General features: G+C 71.0%; 18 protein-coding genes and 1 pseudogene. 14 read left to right on the top strand and 5 right to left on the bottom strand.

The annotated features are described in order from the left end of the window. Nucleotides 1-27 precede the first annotated feature (27 nt). The 5 genes and pseudogenes from A3Q40_RS09545 to A3Q40_RS09530 all read left to right on the top strand — a co-directional run bounded on the left by A3Q40_RS09545 (nucleotide 28) and on the right by A3Q40_RS09530 (nucleotide 5,427). The gene (locus A3Q40_RS09545) at nucleotides 28-1,332 is read left to right on the top strand and encodes an NAD(P)/FAD-dependent oxidoreductase (protein WP_201132978.1); all 1,305 of its coding nucleotides are present in this window, start codon (nucleotides 28-30) and stop codon (nucleotides 1,330-1,332) included. Continuing rightward, nucleotides 1,329-1,961, top strand: a pseudogene (locus A3Q40_RS20615) (DUF1365 domain-containing protein); the annotation flags it as partial. The gene A3Q40_RS09545 and the pseudogene A3Q40_RS20615, both read left to right, overlap by 4 nt. A gap of 108 nt (nucleotides 1,962-2,069) precedes the next feature. Further along, nucleotides 2,070-3,332: an SAM-dependent methyltransferase gene (locus tag A3Q40_RS20610; RefSeq protein ID WP_068105776.1), complete on the top strand. Its 1,263-nt coding sequence runs from the start codon at nucleotides 2,070-2,072 to the stop codon at nucleotides 3,330-3,332. Continuing rightward, a complete protein-coding gene (locus A3Q40_RS09535; protein ID WP_068101776.1) occupies nucleotides 3,329-4,618 on the top strand; it encodes an SAM-dependent methyltransferase in 1,290 nt (429 codons plus the stop codon). The genes A3Q40_RS20610 and A3Q40_RS09535 overlap by 4 nt, the downstream gene beginning before the upstream one ends. Then, a complete protein-coding gene (locus tag A3Q40_RS09530) occupies nucleotides 4,615-5,427 on the top strand; it encodes a DUF1295 domain-containing protein (protein ID WP_068101772.1) in 813 nt (270 codons plus the stop codon). Before A3Q40_RS09535 ends, A3Q40_RS09530 begins: the two co-directional genes overlap by 4 nt. 63 nt (nucleotides 5,428-5,490) lie before the next feature. On the opposite strand, the gene treY is transcribed toward A3Q40_RS09530, so the two are convergent. The 4 genes from treY to A3Q40_RS20600 all read right to left on the bottom strand — a co-directional run bounded on the left by treY (nucleotide 5,491) and on the right by A3Q40_RS20600 (nucleotide 11,796). Then, on the bottom strand, nucleotides 5,491-7,842 hold the full coding sequence (gene treY, locus A3Q40_RS09525; RefSeq protein WP_068101769.1) for a malto-oligosyltrehalose synthase: 2,352 nt from the start codon (nucleotides 7,840-7,842) through the stop codon (nucleotides 5,491-5,493). 9 nt (nucleotides 7,843-7,851) lie between these two features. Next, on the bottom strand, nucleotides 7,852-10,194 hold the full coding sequence (glgX, locus tag A3Q40_RS09520; protein WP_068101767.1) for a glycogen debranching protein GlgX: 2,343 nt from the start codon (nucleotides 10,192-10,194) through the stop codon (nucleotides 7,852-7,854). A 94-nt stretch (nucleotides 10,195-10,288) separates the two neighbouring features. Beyond that, nucleotides 10,289-11,209, bottom strand: coding sequence for an NAD(P)/FAD-dependent oxidoreductase (locus A3Q40_RS20605; protein ID WP_068101764.1), 921 nt, complete (start codon nucleotides 11,207-11,209; stop codon nucleotides 10,289-10,291). Further along, nucleotides 11,206-11,796 (bottom strand): TetR/AcrR family transcriptional regulator C-terminal domain-containing protein, encoded by a 591-nt coding sequence (locus A3Q40_RS20600; protein ID WP_068101761.1) that lies wholly within the window; start codon nucleotides 11,794-11,796, stop codon nucleotides 11,206-11,208. Before A3Q40_RS20600 ends, A3Q40_RS20605 begins: the two co-directional genes overlap by 4 nt. 110 nt (nucleotides 11,797-11,906) lie before the next feature. Between A3Q40_RS20600 and A3Q40_RS20595 the strand changes: the two genes are divergently transcribed. Next, nucleotides 11,907-12,515: a DUF2567 domain-containing protein gene (locus A3Q40_RS20595; protein ID WP_068101758.1), complete on the top strand. Its 609-nt coding sequence runs from the start codon at nucleotides 11,907-11,909 to the stop codon at nucleotides 12,513-12,515. Here A3Q40_RS20595 and A3Q40_RS09500 read toward each other — a convergent pair. Continuing rightward, nucleotides 12,499-13,197: an NUDIX hydrolase gene (locus A3Q40_RS09500; protein WP_068105774.1), complete on the bottom strand. Its 699-nt coding sequence runs from the start codon at nucleotides 13,195-13,197 to the stop codon at nucleotides 12,499-12,501. The two genes, A3Q40_RS20595 and A3Q40_RS09500, sit on opposite strands and share 17 nt — an antisense overlap. Nucleotides 13,198-13,291: 94 nt before the next feature. Between A3Q40_RS09500 and nadA the strand changes: the two genes are divergently transcribed. The 8 genes from nadA to hisH all read left to right on the top strand — a co-directional run bounded on the left by nadA (nucleotide 13,292) and on the right by hisH (nucleotide 21,175). Continuing rightward, nucleotides 13,292-14,338, top strand: coding sequence for a quinolinate synthase NadA (nadA, locus tag A3Q40_RS09495; protein WP_068101755.1), 1,047 nt, complete (start codon nucleotides 13,292-13,294; stop codon nucleotides 14,336-14,338). Then, complete coding sequence (gene nadB / locus A3Q40_RS09490) at nucleotides 14,335-15,921, top strand: L-aspartate oxidase (protein WP_157889538.1); 1,587 nt, start codon at nucleotides 14,335-14,337, stop codon at nucleotides 15,919-15,921. Before nadA ends, nadB begins: the two co-directional genes overlap by 4 nt. Continuing rightward, nucleotides 15,918-16,775, top strand: coding sequence for a carboxylating nicotinate-nucleotide diphosphorylase (gene nadC / locus A3Q40_RS09485; RefSeq protein WP_068101751.1), 858 nt, complete (start codon nucleotides 15,918-15,920; stop codon nucleotides 16,773-16,775). The genes nadB and nadC overlap by 4 nt, the downstream gene beginning before the upstream one ends. A 52-nt stretch (nucleotides 16,776-16,827) precedes the next feature. Then, nucleotides 16,828-17,298 (top strand): SRPBCC family protein, encoded by a 471-nt coding sequence (locus A3Q40_RS09480; protein ID WP_068101748.1) that lies wholly within the window; start codon nucleotides 16,828-16,830, stop codon nucleotides 17,296-17,298. 94 nt (nucleotides 17,299-17,392) lie between these two features. Continuing rightward, nucleotides 17,393-18,727, top strand: coding sequence for a histidinol dehydrogenase (gene hisD, locus A3Q40_RS09475; RefSeq protein WP_068101745.1), 1,335 nt, complete (start codon nucleotides 17,393-17,395; stop codon nucleotides 18,725-18,727). Then, nucleotides 18,724-19,911, top strand: a complete 1,188-nt coding sequence (locus A3Q40_RS09470; RefSeq protein ID WP_235606542.1) for a histidinol-phosphate transaminase — start codon at nucleotides 18,724-18,726, stop codon at nucleotides 19,909-19,911. The genes hisD and A3Q40_RS09470 overlap by 4 nt, the downstream gene beginning before the upstream one ends. Beyond that, nucleotides 19,908-20,537 carry an imidazoleglycerol-phosphate dehydratase HisB gene (hisB, locus tag A3Q40_RS09465; RefSeq protein ID WP_201132975.1) on the top strand — a complete coding sequence of 210 codons (630 nt, stop codon included), beginning with the start codon at nucleotides 19,908-19,910 and terminating at the stop codon, nucleotides 20,535-20,537. The genes A3Q40_RS09470 and hisB overlap by 4 nt, the downstream gene beginning before the upstream one ends. Beyond that, nucleotides 20,534-21,175, top strand: coding sequence for an imidazole glycerol phosphate synthase subunit HisH (gene hisH / locus A3Q40_RS09460; protein WP_068101742.1), 642 nt, complete (start codon nucleotides 20,534-20,536; stop codon nucleotides 21,173-21,175). Before hisB ends, hisH begins: the two co-directional genes overlap by 4 nt. Nucleotide 21,176: the final 1 nt, after the last annotated feature.

Here is a 21,176-nt window from a genome sequence, read left to right as displayed (position 1 = left end):
AGGCTGCGGAACTCAGGGAGAAGTCACATGCCTCACGGCTCCGGGACCACGCGGTCCATCGCCGTCGTCGGTAGCGGCGTCGCCGGCCTCACGGCCGCGTACGTGCTGTCCCGCACCGAGCGTGTGACCGTGTTCGAGGCGGACGCGCGACTCGGCGGCCATGCTGACACGCACACGGTCGCCACCCGCACTCATGGCGACCTCGCCGTCGACACCGGGTTCATCGTCCACAACGACCGGACCTACCCCACCCTGCAGCGTCTGTTCCGCGAATTGTCCGTGCCCACACAGGAATCAGACATGAGCATGTCCATTCGATGCGACGGCTGCGGGCTGGAGTACTCGGGCGGACAGGGCATCTCGGGCATTCTGCCGTCGCTGCGCACCGCGCGCCGTGGGCGCTACCTGCTCATGCTGGCGGAGGTCGTGCGGTTCCACCGTGTCGCCGCCGCGCTGATCGCTACCGGGCCGTCGACCGACGAGTCGCCGGAGACCGTGGCGCAGTTCCTGGACCGGCACCGGTTCGGGACCTACTTCCGGTCCCACTTCATGACCCCGCTGGTCTCGGCCGTGTGGTCCTGCGAACCCGCTCGCGCACTGGACTATCCGGCCCGGTACCTGTTCACGTTCCTCGACCACCACGGCATGCTGAGCGTCGGAGGATCGCCCACCTGGCGCACGGTGACGGGGGGATCGGCACGTTACGTCGAGCGGGTCGCCGCCCACATCGGCGACGTGCGGACGTCGTCACCCGTCGCCTCGGTGCGTCGTCACGCCGACGGCGTCACCGTGGACACCGCCGCGGGGGAGTCGACCGAGTACGACGCCGTCGTGGTCGCGACGCATCCGCAGCAGGCCCTGAAGCTGCTGGCCGATCCCACGGAGGCCGAGCACCGGGTGCTCGGCGCGATCACCTACTCGCCCAACGTGGCCCGACTGCACACCGACACCTCCGTCCTGCCCCGAACCCCGCGAGCCCGCGGGTCCTGGAACTACCGGATGGACACGTGCGCGGCGACGCCCGGTGCCGTCGTCGTCACGTACGACATGACGCGGTTGCAGCGACTGCCCGACACCGGGGAACGCTATCTGGTCACCCTCGGGGACCCCACCGACCGGCGGGTCGGGGTCGACGCCGCCGCGGTGCTCGACACCATGCAGTACGAACACCCGCTGTACACCACCGAATCCGTTGCGGCGCAGCGCCTGTTGCCCGGCTTGAACACCGACCGCACCGCCTATGCGGGTGCTTATCACGGGTGGGGCTTCCACGAGGACGGCGCCGCCTCGGGACTGCGTGCGGCCGAACGGCTGGGCGGAGTGTGGACATGATGCCCGCGGTGTTCGACACCACGATTCGGCACGTGCGGTCGGCGCCGGTCCGCAGTGACTTCACCTACCGCGGTCATGCCTGGTTCGTCGACATCGACGACCTCCCGACGTTGCCGCGCCCGCTGCGGGCCCTTGGCCGCATCGATCCGGCGGACCACACTGCGAACGGCCGGTCGCTGCGGGCGGAGATCGACCACGTGCTCGCCGCCCACGGCGGTACGGCGACCACCGGACACATCACGATGCTCACCGGGGTCCGGTCGCTCGGCCACGCCTTCGACCCGTTGACGGTGTACTGGGTGCACGACGACGCCGGCGCCCTCGACTGGGTGGTCGCCGAGGTCCGCAACACCTACGGCGGCCGGCACCACTACGCGGTGCGACCCGATGCGAACGGTCGCGCCCGGGTCGACAAGGAGTTCTACGTCTCTCCCTTCAACGACGTCGACGGCCAGTACCGCATGCGCCTTCCGGAACCGGACGGGACGCTCGACCTGTCGGTCGTGCTCGTCCGCGACGGTCACCCGCCGTTCGTCGCCACCGTCACCGGCACCGGACGCCCCGCCACCACCCGCACTCTCGTGCGGACCGCCGTGCGGGCGCCGCTGGCGCCACATCTGGTGTCCGCTCGTATCCGTCGACGGGGCATCGGACTCTGGCTTCGCGGCCTGCCGATCGTTCCGCGCAACCGAGCCGAGACCCCCACCTCGCCGTCCCTTCACACCGAAAGTCAGCCGATGCCCACCACGTTCGCCGCCCCACCCGTCGTCGACGCGCGTCGCTGGCCGGGACTCGACCACGTTCCGACGTCGCCGAAGGCCCGCCTGGCCGCGCCCGTCGCGGACGCGTTGTTCCGCCGCGCCGCCGCCGGACTGCACATCCGGATCGAGATGCCCGGTGGCGTCGTCGTCGGTGGGGGAGCGCAGGATCCGACCGCGCCGACGATGATCGTGCACCGTCCTCGCGACTTCGCCGCTCGGGTCGGTGAGAGCGGGCTCATCGGGTTCGGTGAGGCCTACATGGCCGGCGACTGGGACGCACCGGACCTCACGGCGGCGCTGTCGGTGTTCGCCGAACACATGGCGACGTTGATTCCGGCTCCGCTGCAACGCCTTCGGTCGTTGTACGTGCCCAAGCCGCCCGGGTCGGAGACGAACACCACGAGCAACACCCGATCCAACATCTCTCGGCACTACGACCTGTCGAACGAGTTGTTCGAGCTCTTCCTCGACGAGACGATGACCTACTCCAGTGCGCTGTTCGCGGACGCGACCACCTCGCTCGCGGATGCGCAGCGGGCGAAGATCGACCGCCTTCTCGACGCGGCCGGGGTGACGGCCGGGTCGAGGGTTCTCGAAATCGGCACGGGCTGGGGCGAACTGGCCATCCGCGCTGCGGAGCGGGGAGCTACCGTCCGGTCGGTCACGCTCTCGACCGAGCAGCTCGAACTGGCGTGCAAGCGCATCGACGCCGCAGGTTGGTCGGACAGCGTCCAGGTGGATCTCCTGGACTACCGCCTGGTCGACGGTGAGTACGACGCCGTGGTGTCGGTCGAGATGATCGAGGCTGTCGGACACCAGTTCTGGGGCACGTACTTCCGCACCATCGACTCGGTGCTCGCGCCGGGCGGACGCGTCGCCATCCAGGCCATCACCATGCCGCACGACCGAATGGTCGCGACGCGGAACACGTACACCTGGGTGCACAAGTACATCTTCCCCGGCGGATTCCTCCCGTCCGTCCACGCGATCGACACCGTCACCGAGCGGGAGACGTCGCTGCGGGTGCGCGAACGGTTCTCGATGGGGGACCACTACGCCCGGACTCTGCGCGCGTGGGACGAGAAGTTCGCCGAGAACCTCGAGGACGTGCATCTGCTCGGCTTCGACCCCACGTTCGCCCGCATGTGGCACTTCTATCTCTGCTACTCCGAGGCCGGGTTCGACACCGGGTACCTCGACGTCCATCAGATCGTGCTCGACCGAAGGAGCGACCGATGACCACCACCGGAACCGTGGCGGCCCGCCTCGAGTCCCTCCTGCGGCCGGTGGTGGGTGGGGAGCTGCCCGTCCGCCTGACGGCGTGGGACGGCTCGACGGCCGGCCCCGTCGACGCCCCCGCGGTGACGCTGCGGAGCCCCGATGCGCTGCGACGACTGCTGTGGAGTCCCGGTGAGCTGGGCGCGGCTCAGGCGTACGTCACCGGCGAGTTGGACGTCGAGGGTGACCTGAACGAGGCCCTGACGCACGTCTGGGAGGTCGTGCGGACGCGGCAGCTGTCCGCGGTGCGCCCGTCCCCGCGCGCACTTGTCGATCTGGTCCGCACGGCGTCCTCGCTCGGGGCGATCGGCCGGCCGTTGCCCCCGCCGGCGTCGCAGGCCGTCGTGACCGGGCGACTGCATTCGCTGATGCGTGACCGTGCGGCGATCAGCCACCACTACGACCTCTCCAACGACTTCTACGAACTCGTTCTGGATCCGCAGATGGCCTACTCGAGCGGCTACTGGATGTCGGATGCCCCCGATTACGGACTGGTCGACGCGCAGCGCGACAAGCTCGACCTGGTCTGCCGCAAGATCGGGCTCGACGCTCGGCCCGGCATGCGGTTCCTCGACGTGGGGTGCGGGTGGGGTTCGCTGAGCCTGCACGCCGCCGAGCATTTCGACGCGCAGGTGGTGGGCGTGACCATCTCGCGCGAGCAGAAGGCGTTCGTGGACAAGCGGATCGCGGACCGCGGACTGGCCGATCGAGTGGAGATTCGCATCCAGGACTACCGCGAGGTGCAGGGCGGGCCGTTCGACGCCGTCGCCTCGATCGAGATGGGTGAGCACGTGGGGGAGAAGAACTACCCCGTCTACGCGCGTGCGTTGTTCGAGAACGTGGTCCCCGGCGGACGCGTGCTGGTGCAGCAGATGTCGCGTCGAGCCGGCGACAACCCGGGCGGCGGCGCGTTCATCGAATCCTTCATCGCCCCGGACATGTTCATGCGTCCGGTGGGTGCCACCGTCGCGATGATCGAGGAGTCCGGCTTGGAGGTGCGCGACGTCCACGCGCTGCGTGAGCACTACGTGCGGACGGTCGACGCCTGGTACGAGACCTTCGAATCGCGCTGGGAAGAGGTGGTCGCGATGGTGGGCGAAGAGGTCGCCCGCGTGTGGCGCCTGTACCTCGTCGGGGGCGGGATGGCTTTCCGCGACGGGCGCATGGGTGTCGACCAGATCCTGGCGACGCGACCCGACGAGCACGGCCACACCACCATGCCGCCGACGCGAGCGACGTACGCGTGAACTCTTCGTCGTTCGACCTCTCCGCGTTCGCGGGGCTGGCCGGCCTGTCGCTGCTGGTGGCCCTGGCAGTCCTCGGACTCACCGCCGTCGTCGGGTTCCGCATCGGGCGGCACAACGTCGTCGACGTCAGTTGGGGCGCCGGCTTCGTGGTGATCGCGGTGGTGGCCGCGATCGCAGGCGAGGGTGAGCTGTGGCGCCGCGTTCTGCTGGCGATTCTGGTGGGACTGTGGGGAACTCGGCTCGCGGTCTCCATGGCGCGGCGCTCCCGCGGCAAGGGCGAAGACCCCCGGTACGAGGACATGCTGGCTCGGGCCGGCGGACACCCGGTGGTCACGGCGCTGCGCAAGATCTATCTGACGCAGGCGCTCGCCCTGTGGTTCGTCTCGCTCCCCGTGCAGGTCGCCGCGTCCGCCGCCGGCACCGTCGGGGTGCTGACCGTCGTGGGTGCGGCGTTGTGGCTGCTCGGGATCACCTTCGAGACCGTCGGTGACCGCCAGATGGACGCGTTCAAGGCCGACCCGGCGAACAAGGGCAGCATCATGGACCGCGGTCTGTGGCGCTACACGCGCCATCCCAACTATTTCGGCGACGCGTGTGTGTGGTGGGGCGTGTATCTGGTCGCGGCGGGCGGAGCGGGCTCGCTGGTCGGGCCCGCCGTGGTCACCGTGCTCTCCCCGGTCGCGATGACCTACTTCCTCGTCTTCGCGACCGGGGCCCGACTGCTCGAGCGGCACATGGCCGAGCGACCGGGCTACCGCGAGTACCAGCAGCGCACCAGCTACTTCGTGCCGCTCCCGCCGCGCGGATAGCAGTCGGCGGTCGACCGTGTGCAGCAGTCCGTGTGCAACGCGGACTGCTGCACACGATCGGGGTCAGCGCACCAGCAGGGCGACGGGCAGCGTGCCGAACACCGTCGCGGCCGGCGCCGTCCCCGAGTACGTCGCCCCGGTGAGGCGGTCGGTCCACTCGCCGTCGGGCAGAGCGATCGCCGTGTCACCCCACCCGTTGTTGTCGATCAACGCCAGGGACGCCCGGGTGGCCAGTACGACGACGTCCAGAGCGGCGCCGTGCTCGCCCCGGCAGAAGCCGACGACGTGATCGGACGCCGACCCCGACGCGGTGACCGGGACGTAGTCACCGCCGACGAAGCTCGCCGGGCGTTCACGCCGCAGCGTGACGGCGTGGCGCGTGACCCAGAACTTGGCCGCGCCCGTTCCGTCGACCGCGGGTGCCGACGTCGTGGTCTCGGCGAGTGTGCGCAGCGCCGCGTAGTCGACGTCGCGCCGGTTGTCGGGATCGACCAGCGAGTCCTCCCACACCTCGGTGCCCTGGTAGACGTCGGGGATGCCGGGGCCGGTGAGGTGCACGAGCTTCTGGGCCAGTGAATCGCTCCATCCGTGCGGGGCGATGCCTGCCACGAACTCGGTGACGGACTGCGCGACCGGTCCGCCCAGGAGGGTGTCGATCCAGGTGTGGACGGCGGATTCGAACTCGGAGTCCTGATCGTTCCAGGACGTGCGTGACCCGGCTTCGCGCATCGCCTTCTCGGCGTAGGCGTGCAGTCGCTCGCGGTAGGTGTCGGTGAGGTTCCCGTCGGCGGGCCACGTCCCGATGACGTTCTGCCACAGGAACAGTCCGGTCGACCCGTCGGGCGCCGGTGCGGCGTCGTTCCAGTCGGCGAGGCACCGGCTCCACAGTTCCGGTACCTGCGAGAGCACGCCGATCCGCGCGCGCACGTCCTCGCCGCGCTTGGTGTCGTGCGTGGACAGTGTGGTCATCGCCCGCGGCCACCAGCGCGCCCGCTCGGCCAGGCGAACGTGGAACTCGGGCGTCGACAGACCGAATCGGGCCGGGTCGCCGCCGACCTCCTGCAACGAGACCAGCCGGGCCGCACGGTAGAACATGCAGTCCTCGACGCTCTTGGCCATCACCGCGCCGGCCACCTGCTGCAGCCGCGCGGCGGCTTCGCCTCCGACGGCAACGGCGGCCGCGAGCGCGGCGAGGGCCCCGGACAGCTCGGGCCGGTCGGCCTCCACCTCGCCGATCAGTCGAGGGAGCAGCCCGGTCAGCGGGGCGTAGTCCGAGCGGTACACCGGCATCCGGGCGACCACCTCGACGGCGGCCTCTCCGACGGAGTCGGCATTCATGTCGCTGCCGGTGTCCCGGAGGACGGCGGCGGCGAGGCGGCGCACCTCGGGAGCCAACTGAGTCCGGGCTGTGTCGCGCTTGAGGGTCCGTTCCGCCGCGTGAACCCAGGCTGCGTCGGCCGCGTCGCCGGTGGTGTCCTCGGCGAGGCGCGTCAGAGCGTCCTCGCCGCGCCGGTCGAGCAGCACGTCGCCGATGTCGGCGAGTGCGTCGTACCCCGTGGTGCCGTCCACCGGGAGGGTGGCGTCGAGCGGCTCGGCGGCGGTGAGGATCTTCTCGACCACCAGCCACGACTCGGGACCGATCAGGTCCCGGAGACGGCGGAGGTAGTCCGCGGGATCGGTGAGGCCGTCCGGGTGGTCGACGCGTACGCCGTCGACCAACCCGTCCGTGAACCACGAGCGCACCTGCTCGTGCGACCAATCGAAGACGGCAGGATCCTCCTGACGGATGCCCGCGAGATCGCTGACGGAGAAGAAGCGCCGGTACCCGATCCGGCCCGATCGCCACCCGACCAACTCGTAGGCCTGGCGGTCGTGCACGACCCGAGCGTCGTCGCTTCCGTCGTCGGTGCTCGGATCCACCGGGAAACGGTGCTCGTAGTAGGCGAGGGTGGTCTCGTCGCCGGTGCGGTCGACGGTCAACTCGGCGACGTCGGCATCGTCCCCGAGCACTGGGAGGGCGATGCGGCCGGCGGTCCAATCGATGTCGAACACGTGCGCGTGAGCGGAGGCCCGGCCGTGCCGCAGAACGTCCCACCACGACGGGTTCTCCCGTGCGGTCGCGACGCCCAGATGGTTGGGCACGATGTCGACGACGACGCCCAGACCGTGCGATCGCGCTGTGGCCGAGAGCGATTCGAACGCCGCGCGGCCGCCGAGGGCGGCCGACACGGTGGTCGGATCGGTGACGTCGTACCCGTGTGTGGAGCCCTCGGCGGCCGTGAGGATCGGCGACAGGTACAGGTGCGAGATGCCGAGATCGGCCAGGTACGGCACGAGGGCCTCGGCCTCGGCGAAGCCGAAGCGATCACCCCGGAGCTGCAGTCGGTAGGTCGAGCTGATCGCGTCGGCTGTCATGGCCCCGTGTTACCCCGTTTTCCGCAGCACCAACAGTGACCGTGCTTGCACCCGAACGCTCTTGCCCGCCGCGACGACGGTGTCGCGCACTCCGGTGGAGACAGCGGTGTCGAGGGCCACGGTCCACTCCGATGCGTACTCCCCGTCGACGGTGGTGAAGTCGAGCGGCTCGTGGTGCGCGTTGAAACAGAGGTAGAACGTGTCGTCGACGACGCGGTTGCCCCGCGCGTCCGGCTCCGGAATGCCCTCGCCGTTGAGGAACACCGCCAGCGACTTGCCGAAGCCGGAATCCCAGTCGGCCTCGGTCATCTCCTCACCGGCGGGCGTGAGCCACGCGATGTCGCGCGTCTGCTCGGCCGACCGGATGGGGCGGCCCTCGAAGAACCGACGACGGCGGAACACTGGATGGGCGTTCCGCAGCGCGATGACGCGAGAGGTGAACTCGACCAAATCGGCGTTGGTCTCCGCGAGAGACCAGTCCATCCACGCCAGCTCCGAGTCCTGGCAGTAGACGTTGTTGTTGCCCTGCTGCGTGCGACCCATCTCGTCACCGTGCGCGAGCATCGGGGTGCCCTGGCTGAGCATCAAGGTGGCCAGCATGTTGCGAATCTGCCGAGCGCGCAGGGACAGGATCTCCGGATCGTCGGTGGGGCCCTCGACGCCGCAGTTCCAGGATCGGTTGTGGCTCTCGCCGTCGTTGTTGTCCTCGCCGTTGGCCTCGTTGTGCTTCTCGTTGTAGGACACCAGATCGTGCATCGTGAATCCGTCGTGCGCGATGACGAAGTTGATGCTCGCGCCCGGTCGTCGCCCGGTCGCCTCGTACAGGTCCGACGAACCGGTGAGTCGTGAGGCGAACTCGCCCAACGTCGCCGGCTCGCCGCGCCAGTAGTCGCGCACGGTGTCGCGGTACATCCCGTTCCACTCGGTCCACAGGCCGGGGAAGTTGCCCACTTGGTAGCCGCCCTCGCCGACGTCCCACGGCTCGGCGATGAGCTTGACCTGGCTGACGATCGGATCCTGTTGCACCAGATCGAAGAACGCGCTCAGCTTGTCGACGTCGTGCAGCTCACGCGCCAGCGTCGAGGCGAGGTCGAAGCGGAACCCGTCGACGTGCATCTCGGTCACCCAGTACCGCAGCGAGTCCATGATCAGCTGCAGCGTGTGGGGGTGGCGGACGTTGAGGCTGTTCCCGGTGCCGGTGTAGTCCATGTAGAAGTACGGATCGTCGTCCACCAGGCGGTAGTAGGCGGCGTTGTCGATGCCGCGGAACGCGATGGTCGGGCCCATGTGGTTGCCCTCGGCGGTGTGGTTGTAGACCACGTCGAGGATGACCTCGATGCCCGCCTCGTGGAAGGACCGCACCATCGTCTTGAACTCCGACACCGCGGACCCTGCCACGGGAGACGACGAGTACTCGTTGTGCGGAGCGAGGAATCCGAAGGAGTTGTACCCCCAGTAGTTCCGTAATCCCTTGTCCAGCAACGTCTGATCCTGCATGAACTGGTGCACCGGCATGAGTTCGATCGCCGTGACGCCCAACCGGGTGAGATGGTCGACGACCGCCGGGTGGGCGAGGCCGGCGTAGGTGCCGCGCTGATCCTCGGGCACGTCCGGGTGCGTCATCGTCATGCCCTTGACGTGGGCCTCGTAGATGACCGTCTCGTTGTACGGGCGGCGGGGGGACCGGTCGTTCTGCCAGTCGAAGAACGGGTTCACGACGACGGTCAGCATGGTGTGGCCGAGCGAATCGTGTTGCGGGAAGTGCGAGTCGGCGTCGGCCGACTCGTCCTGCGCGCTCGTGGCCTCGTCGGCCTCGTCGGCCTCGTCGGGCACGACGGCCGCGGTGGGGGCGTTGTCGCGGATCGCGTCGACGGTCTTCGAGGCGGCGGCCGACCCCGCCGGCGCCGTGTCGTGCGCGGCGCCCGGGATCACGGCGATGTCGTCGGTGACCGGAATGTGCGGCGTCCGTGCGGGGAGGTCGATGTCGTAGCTGAAGAGCGATCGGTCGCCGTCGAAGGCGCCGACGAACGCCTTGCCGTAGGGATCGACCAGCAACTTGCTGGCGTCGCACCGCTGTCCGGCGCCGGGGTTCCACGGTCCGTGGACGCGGTACCCGTAGCGCTGGCCGGGCTGCACGCTCGGCAGGTACGCGTGCCAGACGTAGCCGTCCACCTCCTCGAGGCGGATGCGCGTCTCTGTTCCGTCCGCCTCCACCAGGCACAGATCGACGGCTTCGGCCACCTCGGAGAAGAGGGCGAAATTGGTACCGGCTCCGTCGTAAGTGGCTCCCAGGGGATACGCACTGCCGGGCCAAACCTGGATCGAGGACTCGCGTGCGGGTTCGACGGACATGGACCGAACCCTATCCCGCCGGTGACCGAACCCCCCGGTCTGTGACCAGGGCCGCTGGTGGAGGCTGATCAGGCGCCGAGCCGTGCCGTGCCGATCAGGCGCCGAGCTGCGCCGCCAGGGCAGCGCCGAGGTCGGTCCCGGACCGCCACGCAGACTCCACCCGCGGCGACCCTTCCGGGCACCACTGGTCACCCGCGAAGCCGACGAGCCGGCCGTCGTGCTCGACGAGGCCGAAGGACGCCTCGTGACTCGACGACGGCTTCGCGAACGTCCACCGGTGGGCGTGCGTCCACTCCGGCGCCGTGATGCCGGTGAGTCGGCGGACGGCGTCGACGACGGGATCGACGGCCGAGTCCGGATCGTCCAGATGACGGCGGGCGCGCGCGGCGGTGGTGTGCGCGACCAACACGGGCGCGCCGTCGCCGCGACGGGCGCCGTCGAGCGCGAGGAACTCCACGTCCGGGTCGTCCTGGACGAAGGCGGCGTCGGTGAAGGGGAGCGACGACGCGGTGGCCAGGCCGAGCACCACGGTGATCACCGGGTCGTAGTCGACGGCGTCCGGTACCTCGGTGAGTCGCGCGGACTGCGGATCCGGCATCGCGAGCACCACGTCACGCGGCGGAAGGGAGTCGACGTCGGTCTGCTCGACCGGGACGTCGCGGAGGAGATCCCGGACGAGCGAGCGCAGTCCTCCCGGCGTGCCCCAGCGCGTCGGCCCGGTCTTGGATTCCGGCTCGGCGCCGGCGCGCAGGACCGTGAAGGTGTCCGTCCACTCGCGCACGAGGCCACGCTCGGCCCAGTCGCCGACGAGGGCGCGGAAGTCGTCGTCCCGCACCGTGAAGTAGCCGGCGCCGATGTCGACGCGACGGTCGTGCAGGAGCGGCGACGCCATGCGGCCGCCGGGTGCGCGACCCCGGTCGACGAGCCGCGCCGGGACACCCGCGCGTCGCAACGCGAGAAGGCAAGCAGCACCGGAGATTCCGGCGCCGACGATGGTGACGGTGGTCTCGCTCACCGCTCCAGCGTACGGACGCGATGGCGAATGCCGTCGACGAACAGCGTCAGCCCGAGGGCGAATCCGGCCGCGGCGTCGGTCCCCAGCGCGACCGGTCCCTCGTCGTCGGGCAGGGCTCCGAGGGAATCGAGTTGCATCCGGGACTGCTCGTCCGTGGTCGCGCCCAGGACGAAGTGCAACACGGCGAGCGCGGCGGGGTCGGCCTCGTCCTCGGCCAACCCGGCGGCGCGCACCGGCTCCGCGAGACGATCGCGGATCGGCACGCTCACCTGCCGGGCGGCGAGGCTGGCCGCGACCACCTCCGCGCCGTCCCGATGGGACAGAAGCGCGTCGCGGAGAGCGTCGGCGACGGCGAGCAGGCGTGCATCCCACTCGTCCTCGGCCGGGAGGTCGGTCGCGGCGGCGCGCAGCAGAATGCGGTCGGCGACCGCGCCGAGCAGCGCCTGCTTGTTGGCGACGTGCCAGTAGAGCGCGCCGGGGGCGACGCCGAGGGAGGTCGCGAGCCGACGCATCGACAGATCGGCGAGGCCGTACTCGTCGAGCAGCGCGACCGCGGCGTCCACCACGTCGGTGCGAGTCAGCTGCACGCGATCGTCCGTCCTTCCCGGCCTCGTCGACGCCGGATGGTCGTCGAACTGCCGCCACCCTAGCGAGCACGGCCGCCGAGCGGGTGGGCCGACGAACTAGGGTCGTCGTCGTGGTCGAAACCGGCGTTCGCACGTCCGTCCCCGGGTGGACACAGTGGACACACTCCACACAGTGGGCACGGTGGACCGTCGTCGCTGCCGTGGTCGGCGCCCTCCTCGGTGTCGGATGGGCGCTGCTCGTCCCGCCTCGGCACGTCGGCGTCCTCGGCGACGGACGGGCCGCCGTGCTCACCGGTGAGAGCCTGCATAGGTTCGACGCGGTGGCTCTGTTCGCCCTGGTGACGGCGGCAGCGGGGGTGGTCGGTGCCGCGGCGATGTGGCGGGCGGGGCAGGGAACTCCGCGTCGTGCACTGGGCATCGTCGCGAGCGCCGCGGTCGGATCGGTGAGCGCCGCCGGTGTGGGTCTCGGACTCGCCGCGTGGCGCTATCCCGACGCCGCCGACGCCGCCGCCGGCACCGTGGTGGCCCTCGCGCCGGATCTGGCCACCCCGATGGCCGTGCTGCCCGGGCCCCTGGCCGCGGCGGTGACGCTGGTGGTCCTCGTCGCGTTCGCGCCCGACGACACCGACGACGACACCGACACCGCCGGCGCCGACGGTCCCGAGGGCGACGACGACGGCCCCGGGAAGGACGACGGCCCCGTCAGCCCGGCGGCTTGAGCGCGGCGAACTCGTCCGTCACGCGCAGCCGCGCGTCGGCGAAGCGGTAGAGCGTGGCGGGCCGGCCGCCGGCGGGGCCCGGGGGAGCGGTGCGGCCGGTGGAGGCGATGACGCCGCGGCGGGTCAGGACGCGCTGCAGGTTGGTGGTGTCCACCTGGTATCCCAGTGCGGCGCAGTAGATGTCGCGCAGCGTCGAGAGGGTGAACTCGTCGGGGGCCAGCGCGAACGCGATGTTGGTGTAGGAGAGTTTGGCCACCAGCCGGGTACGGGCGTGGCTCACCATGGTGCCGTGGTCGAACGCCGTCCGCGGCAGGGCGGACACCGGATGCCACCGGGTGTCGACGGGCAGGACCGGATCGGCGACGAGGGGGACCAGCCCGAGGAACGTCGAGGCGATGGTGCGTAGTCCGGGCACACGTCCGGGTTCGGCGAACACCGACAGTTGCTCCAGGTGGCGAACCTCCCGGACGTCGACCTTCTCGGCGAGTTGGCGGCGCGCGGAGTCGGGGAGGTTCTCGTCGTCGCCCAGTGTGCCGCCGGGGAGAGCCCAGGCACCGCGGTCGGGCGCGAGGGCGCGTTGCCACAGCAGGACGCACAGTTCCGCGGGTGCGTCGGGGGCCGGGGGTGACACACGGAACACCACGGAGAGGACCTCGTGACGGGCGGTGCTACCATGTGACATGTTTTCGACCCTAAGTCGAAAACCCGGCCGGGTCCACTCGAGTGGGTCCGCACCCGATGCGACCCCCGCGTCGGACGCACGCGAGGAGACACCCATGTCGATCACCACGCCGTCGACCACCGCCGACCGGCTGTTCACGGAGATCCACGACGGACCCACCGGCTGGACGGGCGTCGACGCCGGACCCGAGTGGGCCGAGGAGATCCGGCGCCTGGCCGCGGAGAAGAACGCGACCATCCTCGCGCACAACTACCAGCTGCCGGCCATCCAGGACATCGCCCACCACGTGGGGGACTCCCTGGCGCTCTCGCGCATCGCCGCCGAGGCGCAGGAGGAGACCATCGTCTTCTGCGGCGTCCACTTCATGGCAGAGACGGCGAAGATCCTGTCGCCGAGCAAGACGGTGCTGATCCCGGACGCGCGGGCCGGGTGCTCGCTCGCCGATTCCATCGACGCCGCCCAGCTGCGCGAGTGGACGGCCGAACATCCCGACGCCGTCGTGGTGTCGTACGTCAACACCACCGCCGAGGTGAAGGGACTCACCGACATCTGCTGCACCTCGTCCAACGCCGTCGAGGTCGTGCAGTCCATCGATCCGGACCGCGAGGTGCTGTTTCTGCCCGATCAGTTCCTCGGCGCGCACGTCCGTCGGCAGACCGGTCGCACGAACATGCACATCTGGGCCGGCGAGTGCCACGTCCACGCGGGCATCAACGGCGACGAGCTGACCGCGCGGGCCAAGGCGCATCCGGACGCCGAGCTCTACGTCCACCCCGAGTGCGGCTGCGCCACGTCCGCGCTGTACCTCGCGGGCGAGGGGTTCGTGCCCGAGGACAAGGTCAAGATCCTCTCCACCGGCGGCATGCTCGACGCGGCTCGGGAGACCGGTGCCCGGCAGGTGCTGGTGGCCACCGAGATCGGCATGCTGCACCAATTGCGCCGCGCCGCACCGGAGGTCGACTTCCGCGCGGTCAACGATCGCGCGTCCTGCCCCTACATGAAGATGATCACCCCGGCGGCGTTGCTGCGGTGCCTCACCGAGGGTGCCGACGAGGTCCACGTCGACGCCGACGTCGCCGCGCGGGCCCGCACGTCCGTCGAGCGCATGATCGCGATCGGATCGCCGGGCGGCGGCGAGTGACCCTGACGGGTGGTTGGGACGCCGCCGCCGACCTCGTGGTCGTCGGCGCCGGCGTCGCCGGGCTGACGGCGGCGACGGAAGCGGTCCGGCTCGGGCTGCGCGTCCTGGTCGTCGCCAAGGACGTGGGGGACACCTCGACGCGCTACGCCCAGGGCGGCATGGCGACCGCGACGGTCGACGACGTCGCCGCACACGCCGAGGACACCATCGCGGCCGGTGCGGGGCTCTGCGATCCGGCGGCCGTGCGGTCCGTCGTCGGCGACGGCACGGCGGCGTTCGCGGCCCTCACCGCCCTCGGTGCGCGCTTCGACACGACCGCGGACGGGCGCGTCGCGCGCACACGCGAAGGCGGGCATCGCACGGCCCGCATCGTTCACGCCGGCGGCGACGCGACCGGCGCGGAGATCCAACGCGCCCTCACGGCCGCGGGCCCGACCGCGCTCATCGACTCGGTGGTGCTGTCGGTGATCACCGGGCCGCACGGCGCCGCGGGCGTCGTCGTCGCGACGGCCGCCCCCTCCGGCGCGCTCGAGTCCGTCGGCGTGATCCACGCGCCCGCGGTCCTGCTCGCGACCGGCGGCAGCGGCATGCTCTTCGCCACCGGGACCAACCCGACGGGTGCGACCGGCGACGGCATCGCGCTCGCCTTGGCGGCCGGCGCGGAGATCGCCGACGTCGAATTCGTCCAGTTCCATCCGACCGTGTTCTTCGCCCCCGGTGGGCACGGCCGGCTCCCGCTGATCAGCGAGGCGCTGCGCGGGGAGGGTGCGAGGCTCGTCGACCTCGACGGTCGCCCCGTTGTCGGCGACGCCCACCCGCTCGGCGACCTCGCTCCCCGCGACGTGGTCTCCCGCGCCGTCGCGGCGCGACTCGCCGAGTCGGGCGCCTCGCACGTCCTGCTCGACGCTCGGGGCGTGCCCGACGTCGCCCACCGGTTCCCGACGGTCACCCGTTCGTGTCGCGAGCGGGGCGTCGACCCGGCGACGACGCCGATCCCCGTGGCCCCGGCGGCGCACTACGCCTGCGGTGGCATCGTCACCGACCTCGTCGGACGCACCTGCGTCCCGGGCCTCTTCGCCGCGGGCGAGGTCGCGCGGACGGGGCTGCACGGTGCGAACCGATTGGCGTCGAACTCGTTGCTCGAGGGTGTCGTCCTCGGCCGGCGGGTGGCTGCGGCCGCACGCGATCGCGTCGGCACCGACACTCCCGGCGATCCGGTGGTGCCCCGCGCCGCCCGACGGCTGGATCGCGCGGTCCTGCAGGCCGCGGCGTCGGCCGGCATCGGCGTGGTGCGCGACGCCGACGGTGTGGGCGCCGCCCGGCAGGTCGCCGCGCGTGCCGTGGACGGACCGCTGACCACGGTGCACGACGTCGAGGACGCAGCGCTGACCACGCTCCTGGACGCGACGGCGACGGCCGCGGCGCTGCGGACGGAGACCCGCGGCGCCCACACCCGACGCGACCATCCGATCACCGACCCGGCGCAGTCCCGCAGCCTCGTGCTGAGCCGGGACGGCGACGGAGCCCTCACCGTCCGCCGCGGCGACCTCGCCCGCCGCCTCGTCCCCGCAGGAGTGTCATGACCGCCCTCGTTCCCGTCGATCGCGACGAGATTCTCGACGTCGTCCGGCGTGCGCTCGCCGAGGATCTGCGGTACGGGCCCGACGTCACCACCCTCGCCACCGTCGCCGAGGACGCGCGCACCCGCGCGGCAATCGTGTCTCGCGCGCAGGGCACGGTGGCGGGCGTCGACGTGGCGCTCGCGGTGCTGGACGAGGTGGTGGGCGAGTACCGAATCCTGCAGCGGCTGACCGACGGCGACGCAGTGGCGCCCGGCGACGTGGTCCTCGAGGTCGAGGCACTCACCCGCCCCGTCCTCACGGCGGAGCGGACGATGCTGAACCTGCTGTGTCATCTGTCCGGCATCGCCACGGCGACGGCGGCGTGGGTGGACGCGGTCGCCGGAACCCGCTGCGTGGTGCGGGACAGCCGCAAGACGCTGCCGGGGTTGCGCCTGCTGCAGAAGTACGCTGTGCGCGCGGGCGGGGGAGAGAACCACCGCCTCGGTCTCGGGGACGCGGCGCTGATCAAGGACAACCACGTGGTCGCCGCCGGATCCGTGGTCGCCGCGCTGCGTGCCGTCCGCGCGGTCGCGCCCGACCTGCCCTGCGAAGTGGAGGTGGACACCCTCGAACAGCTCGACGAGGTGCTCGCCGAGGGCGCCGACCTGGTGCTGCTGGACAACTTTCCGCTGTGGCAGACCCAGACGGCCGTGCAACGACGCGATCGGATCAACCCGGCGACCCGCCTCGAATCGTCGGGCGGGCTCTCCCTCGAGCAGGCGGCCGACTACGCCGCGACCGGTGTCGACTACCTCGCCGTAGGGGCACTGACCCACTCGGTGACCGTGCTCGATCTGGGGCTCGACTTTCGCTGAGTCCGACGCGGGCGGCGTTTGCCCACCCGGTCCGAGCGGGAACAGGGCAGGCATGGCAACAGTGCAGAAGGTCGACAGAGGTGCCCGGACGGTCGCGCGGAAGGTGACGGTCGACGCTCCCGTGGACGAGCTGTTCGTGCAGGTGGCCGATCCGCACCGACACGGTGAACTCGACGGCTCCGGGACCGTGCAGGACAAGGTGAGCGGTCCCACGGCCGTGTCGACCGGCGACAGATTCTCCGTGGCCATGAAGCAGTACGGAGTGCCCTACAAGATCACGAGCCGGGTGACCGAGGTGGTCGCCACCGGTGATCACCGCGTCGTGGAATGGCAGCACCCGATGGGCCATCGGTGGCGCTGGGAATTGGCCTCGACCGGTCCCGAGACCACCGAGGTCACCGAGAGCTTTCGCTACGACACCGCCAAGGCACCGAAGGTGCTCGAACTGCTGAAGATGCCTGCGCAGAACGCGAAGGGAATCGAGCGCACGCTCTCCAAGCTCGCCGCGCGCTACCGCCGCTAGCCCGCGTCGGCACTCCGGTCGGGTGACGGCGTCGGCGATGCGCGATAATCGACGGGCAAATCCCTCGTCGAGCCGTCCCCCGAAAGGACCTCACATGACCGCCCGCACCGAGCTGAGACGCGTCGATCTTCGCGGCAGCTCCCCGTCCACGACCGAACTCCGGTCGGTGCTCCCGCGAGGCGGAGTGGACGTGAACTCGGTGCTGCATCTGGTGACGCCCATCGTCGACACCGTGCGCGAGCGCGGCGCCGAGGCCGCTCTGGACTACGGGCAGCAGTTCGACGGGGTGCGCCCGGCGACCGTGCGTGTGCCCGCCGAGGCGCTCGACCGCGCTCTGGCGGAGCTCGACCCGGACGTGCGCGCCGCCCTCGAGGTGTCCATCGAGCGATCGCGAATCGTGCACGGTGACCAGCGGCGCGGCGACACCGTGACCGAGGTGGTGCCCGGCGGCACGGTCACCGAGAAGTGGGTGCCGGTCGATCGCGTGGGCCTCTATGTGCCCGGCGGCAACGCGGTGTACCCGTCCTCTGTGGTGATGAACGTCGTGCCCGCGCAGGTGGCGGGGGTGACGTCCCTCGTGGTGGCCTCGCCGCCGCAGGCCGAGTTCGGCGGTCTGCCGCACCCGACCATCCTCGCCGCCGCAGCGCTGCTGGGAGTCGAGGAGGTGTGGGCCGTCGGCGGCGCCCAGTCCGTCGCGCTGCTGACCTACGGCGGTCAGGACACGGACGGCGCGGAGCTGGCGCCCGTGGACATGATCACCGGTCCCGGCAACATCTACGTCACCGCCGCCAAGCGCCTGTGCCGCGGCGTCGTGGGCATCGACTCCGAGGCCGGACCCACCGAGATCGCGATCCTCGCCGACGAGACCGCCGACCCCGTCCACGTCGCCGCCGACCTGATCTCGCAGGCGGAGCACGACGTCCTCGCGGCCAGTGTCCTGGTCACCACCTCGCCCGAGCTCGCCGACGCCGTCGACGCGGCGGTCGCGGAGCAGATCGGACGGACCAAGCACGTCGACCGGGTGCGGACCGCGCTCGGTGGTGACCAGTCCGGCATCGTCCTCGTCGACACGATCGACGACGGCATCCGGACCGTCGACGCGTACGCCGCCGAGCACCTCGAGATCCAGACGCGGGACGCCTCGGACGTCGCCGCCCGGGTCCGCAGCGCCGGCGCGATCTTCGTCGGACCCTGGGCGCCGGTCAGCCTCGGCGATTACTGCGCGGGGAGCAACCACGTGCTTCCGACGGCGGGCTGCGCCCGGCACTCGTCGGGACTGTCCGTGCAGACCTTCCTGCGCGGCATCCACATCGTCGACTACTCGCGCGACGCCCTCGCGGACGTCGCGCAGCACGTCGTCGCCCTGGCGAATGCGGAGGATCTGCCCGCCCACGGCGACGCCGTGCGGGTGCGATTCGAGGCGCTGTGACCGGCTCCGTCGGCGTGCCCGACGCGATCCCCGGACGCCGCGCCGAGCTGGCCGACCTGCCGCTGCGCGAGTCGCTCCGCGGCAAGTCGCCGTACGGCGCTCCGCAACTGGACGTGCCCGTCCGCCTGAACACCAACGAGAATCCGCACGCGCCGACGGCGGCGTTGATCGACGACGTTGCCACGTCGGTCCGTGACGCCGCGGCCGAGTTGCACCGGTATCCGGACCGTGACGCCGTCGCGTTGCGCACCGACCTGGCGTCGTACGTCGCGCGACGCACCGGCGTGCCGGTGACCGCCGACAACCTGTGGGCGGCCAACGGATCCAACGAGATTCTGCAGCAGGTCCTGCAGGCCTTCGGCGGGCCGGGTCGCCGCGCGCTCGGCTTCGTGCCGTCGTACTCGATGCACCCGATCATCTCGGCCGGGACGCAGACCGAGTTCCTCGACGTCCATCGCCGCGACGACTTCTCGCTGGACGTCGACGCGGCAGTGGCCGCGCTCGACCGGCTCGCGCCCGACGTCGTGTTCGTCACCAGCCCGAACAACCCGACCGGTCACGCGCTCTCGACCGAGGACGTGCGCCGGCTCGCCGAGGCGACCACCGGCATCCTCGTGGTCGACGAGGCGTACGCGGAGTTCTCCGACGCGCCGAGTGCGGTGACGCTGATCGACGAGTTCCCGACGCGGTTGATCGTCAGTCGCACCATGAGCAAGGCGTTCGCGTTCGCCGGCGGCCGCCTCGGCTACCTGGTGGCGGCGCCCGCCGTCGTGGACGCGCTGCTGCTGGTGCGTCTGCCGTACCACCTGTCGGTGCTGACGCAGGTCGCCGCGCGGGCCGCGCTGCGGCACGCGGACGAGACCCTCGCCTCGGTGGCGGCCCTGTCCGCCGAGCGCGATCGGGTGTCCACCGAGCTCGCCCGGCTCGGCTTCCACGTGATTCCGTCGAGCGCGAACTTCGTGCTCTACGGCCGCTTCGACGATGCCGCCGCCGTGTGGTCGACGTACCTCGACCACGGCGTGCTGATCCGCGACGTCGGCATCGACGGCCACCTGCGCGTCACCATCGGCCTGGAGTCGGAGAACGATCGCTTCCTCGAGGTGAGCGCGCAGCTCGCGTCGTCCCTGTTCCCGGGCCGTGCGCCCACCACTTCCACGTCCTCGACGCAGAACGGACACCCGTGACCAGCACCGTGAGCCCCCCGCGCATCGCCCGCATCGAGCGCACCACCAAGGAGTCGTCGATCTCCGTCGAGCTGAACCTCGACGGCGCCGGCGCCGTGGACGTCTCCACAGGGGTGCCGTTCTTCGACCACATGTTGACGGCGCTGGGCACCCACGCGTCGTTCGATCTGACCGTGCGCGCGCAGGGCGACATCGAGATCGAGGCGCACCACACGGTCGAGGACACCGCCATCGTGCTGGGACAGGCGCTCGGCGAGGCGTTGGGGGACAAGAAGGGAATCCGCCGCTTCGGCGATGCGTTCGTCCCCATGGACGAGACGTTGGCCCACGCCGCGGTGGACGTGTCGGGACGCCCCTATTGCGTGCACACCGGCGAGCCGGATCACCTGCTGCACGCCGTGATCGGCGGCTACCCCGGGACGCCCTACGCGACGGTGATCAACCGTCACGTCTTCGAGTCCATCGCGCTCAACGCTCGGATCGCCCTGCACGTGCGGGTGCTCTACGGCCGCGACCAGCACCACGTCACCGAAGCGGAGTTCAAGGCCGTCGCGCGGGCGCTGCGTCAGGCCGTCGAGCCCGACCCGCGCGTGACGGGCGTGCCGTCCACGAAAGGAACCCTGTGACCTCGTCCCCGTCGGTCGCCCTGCTCGACTACGGCTCGGGCAACCTGCACTCGGCGCAGCGGGCCCTCGCGCGCGTGGGTGCCGACGTCACCGTCACCGACGACCATCGGGTGGCCCTCGCGGCGGACGGTCTGGTGGTGCCCGGGGTGGGAGCGTTCGCCGCGTGCATGGACGGACTGCTCTCCGTGCGCGGTGACGAGCTGATCGACAAGCGGCTCGCCGGCGGCCGACCGGTGCTCGGCATCTGTGTCGGCATGCAGATTCTGTTCGATCGCGGCGTGGAGTTCGACGAGCCGGCCACGGGCTGCGGCCAGTGGCCCGGCACGGTCGAGCGGCTGCAGGCGGAGGTGCTGCCGCACATGGGGTGGAACACCGTGCGGCCCGGGGAGGGCAGCGTTCTGTTCGCCGGCATGGACCCGGACACCCGTTTCTATTTCGTGCACACCTACGGCGTGCAGACGTGGGAGATGCTGCCCAGCGACAGCCTCGCCGCTCCGGTCCTCACGTGGGCCGATCACGGCGGCGACTTCCTCGCCGCGGTGGAGAACGGCCCGTTGTCCGCGACCCAGTTCCACCCGGAGAAGTCCGGTGACGCGGGCGCCACCCTGCTCGAGAACTGGGTGCGTACCCTCGCGTAAT

The organism is Rhodococcus sp. PBTS 1 (assembly GCF_001620025.1).
GTDB lineage: Bacteria > Actinomycetota > Actinomycetes > Mycobacteriales > Mycobacteriaceae > Rhodococcoides > Rhodococcoides kroppenstedtii.
The sequence above is the reverse complement of the archived record's forward strand: the minus strand, read 5'-3'. Positions and strand labels throughout refer to the sequence as shown.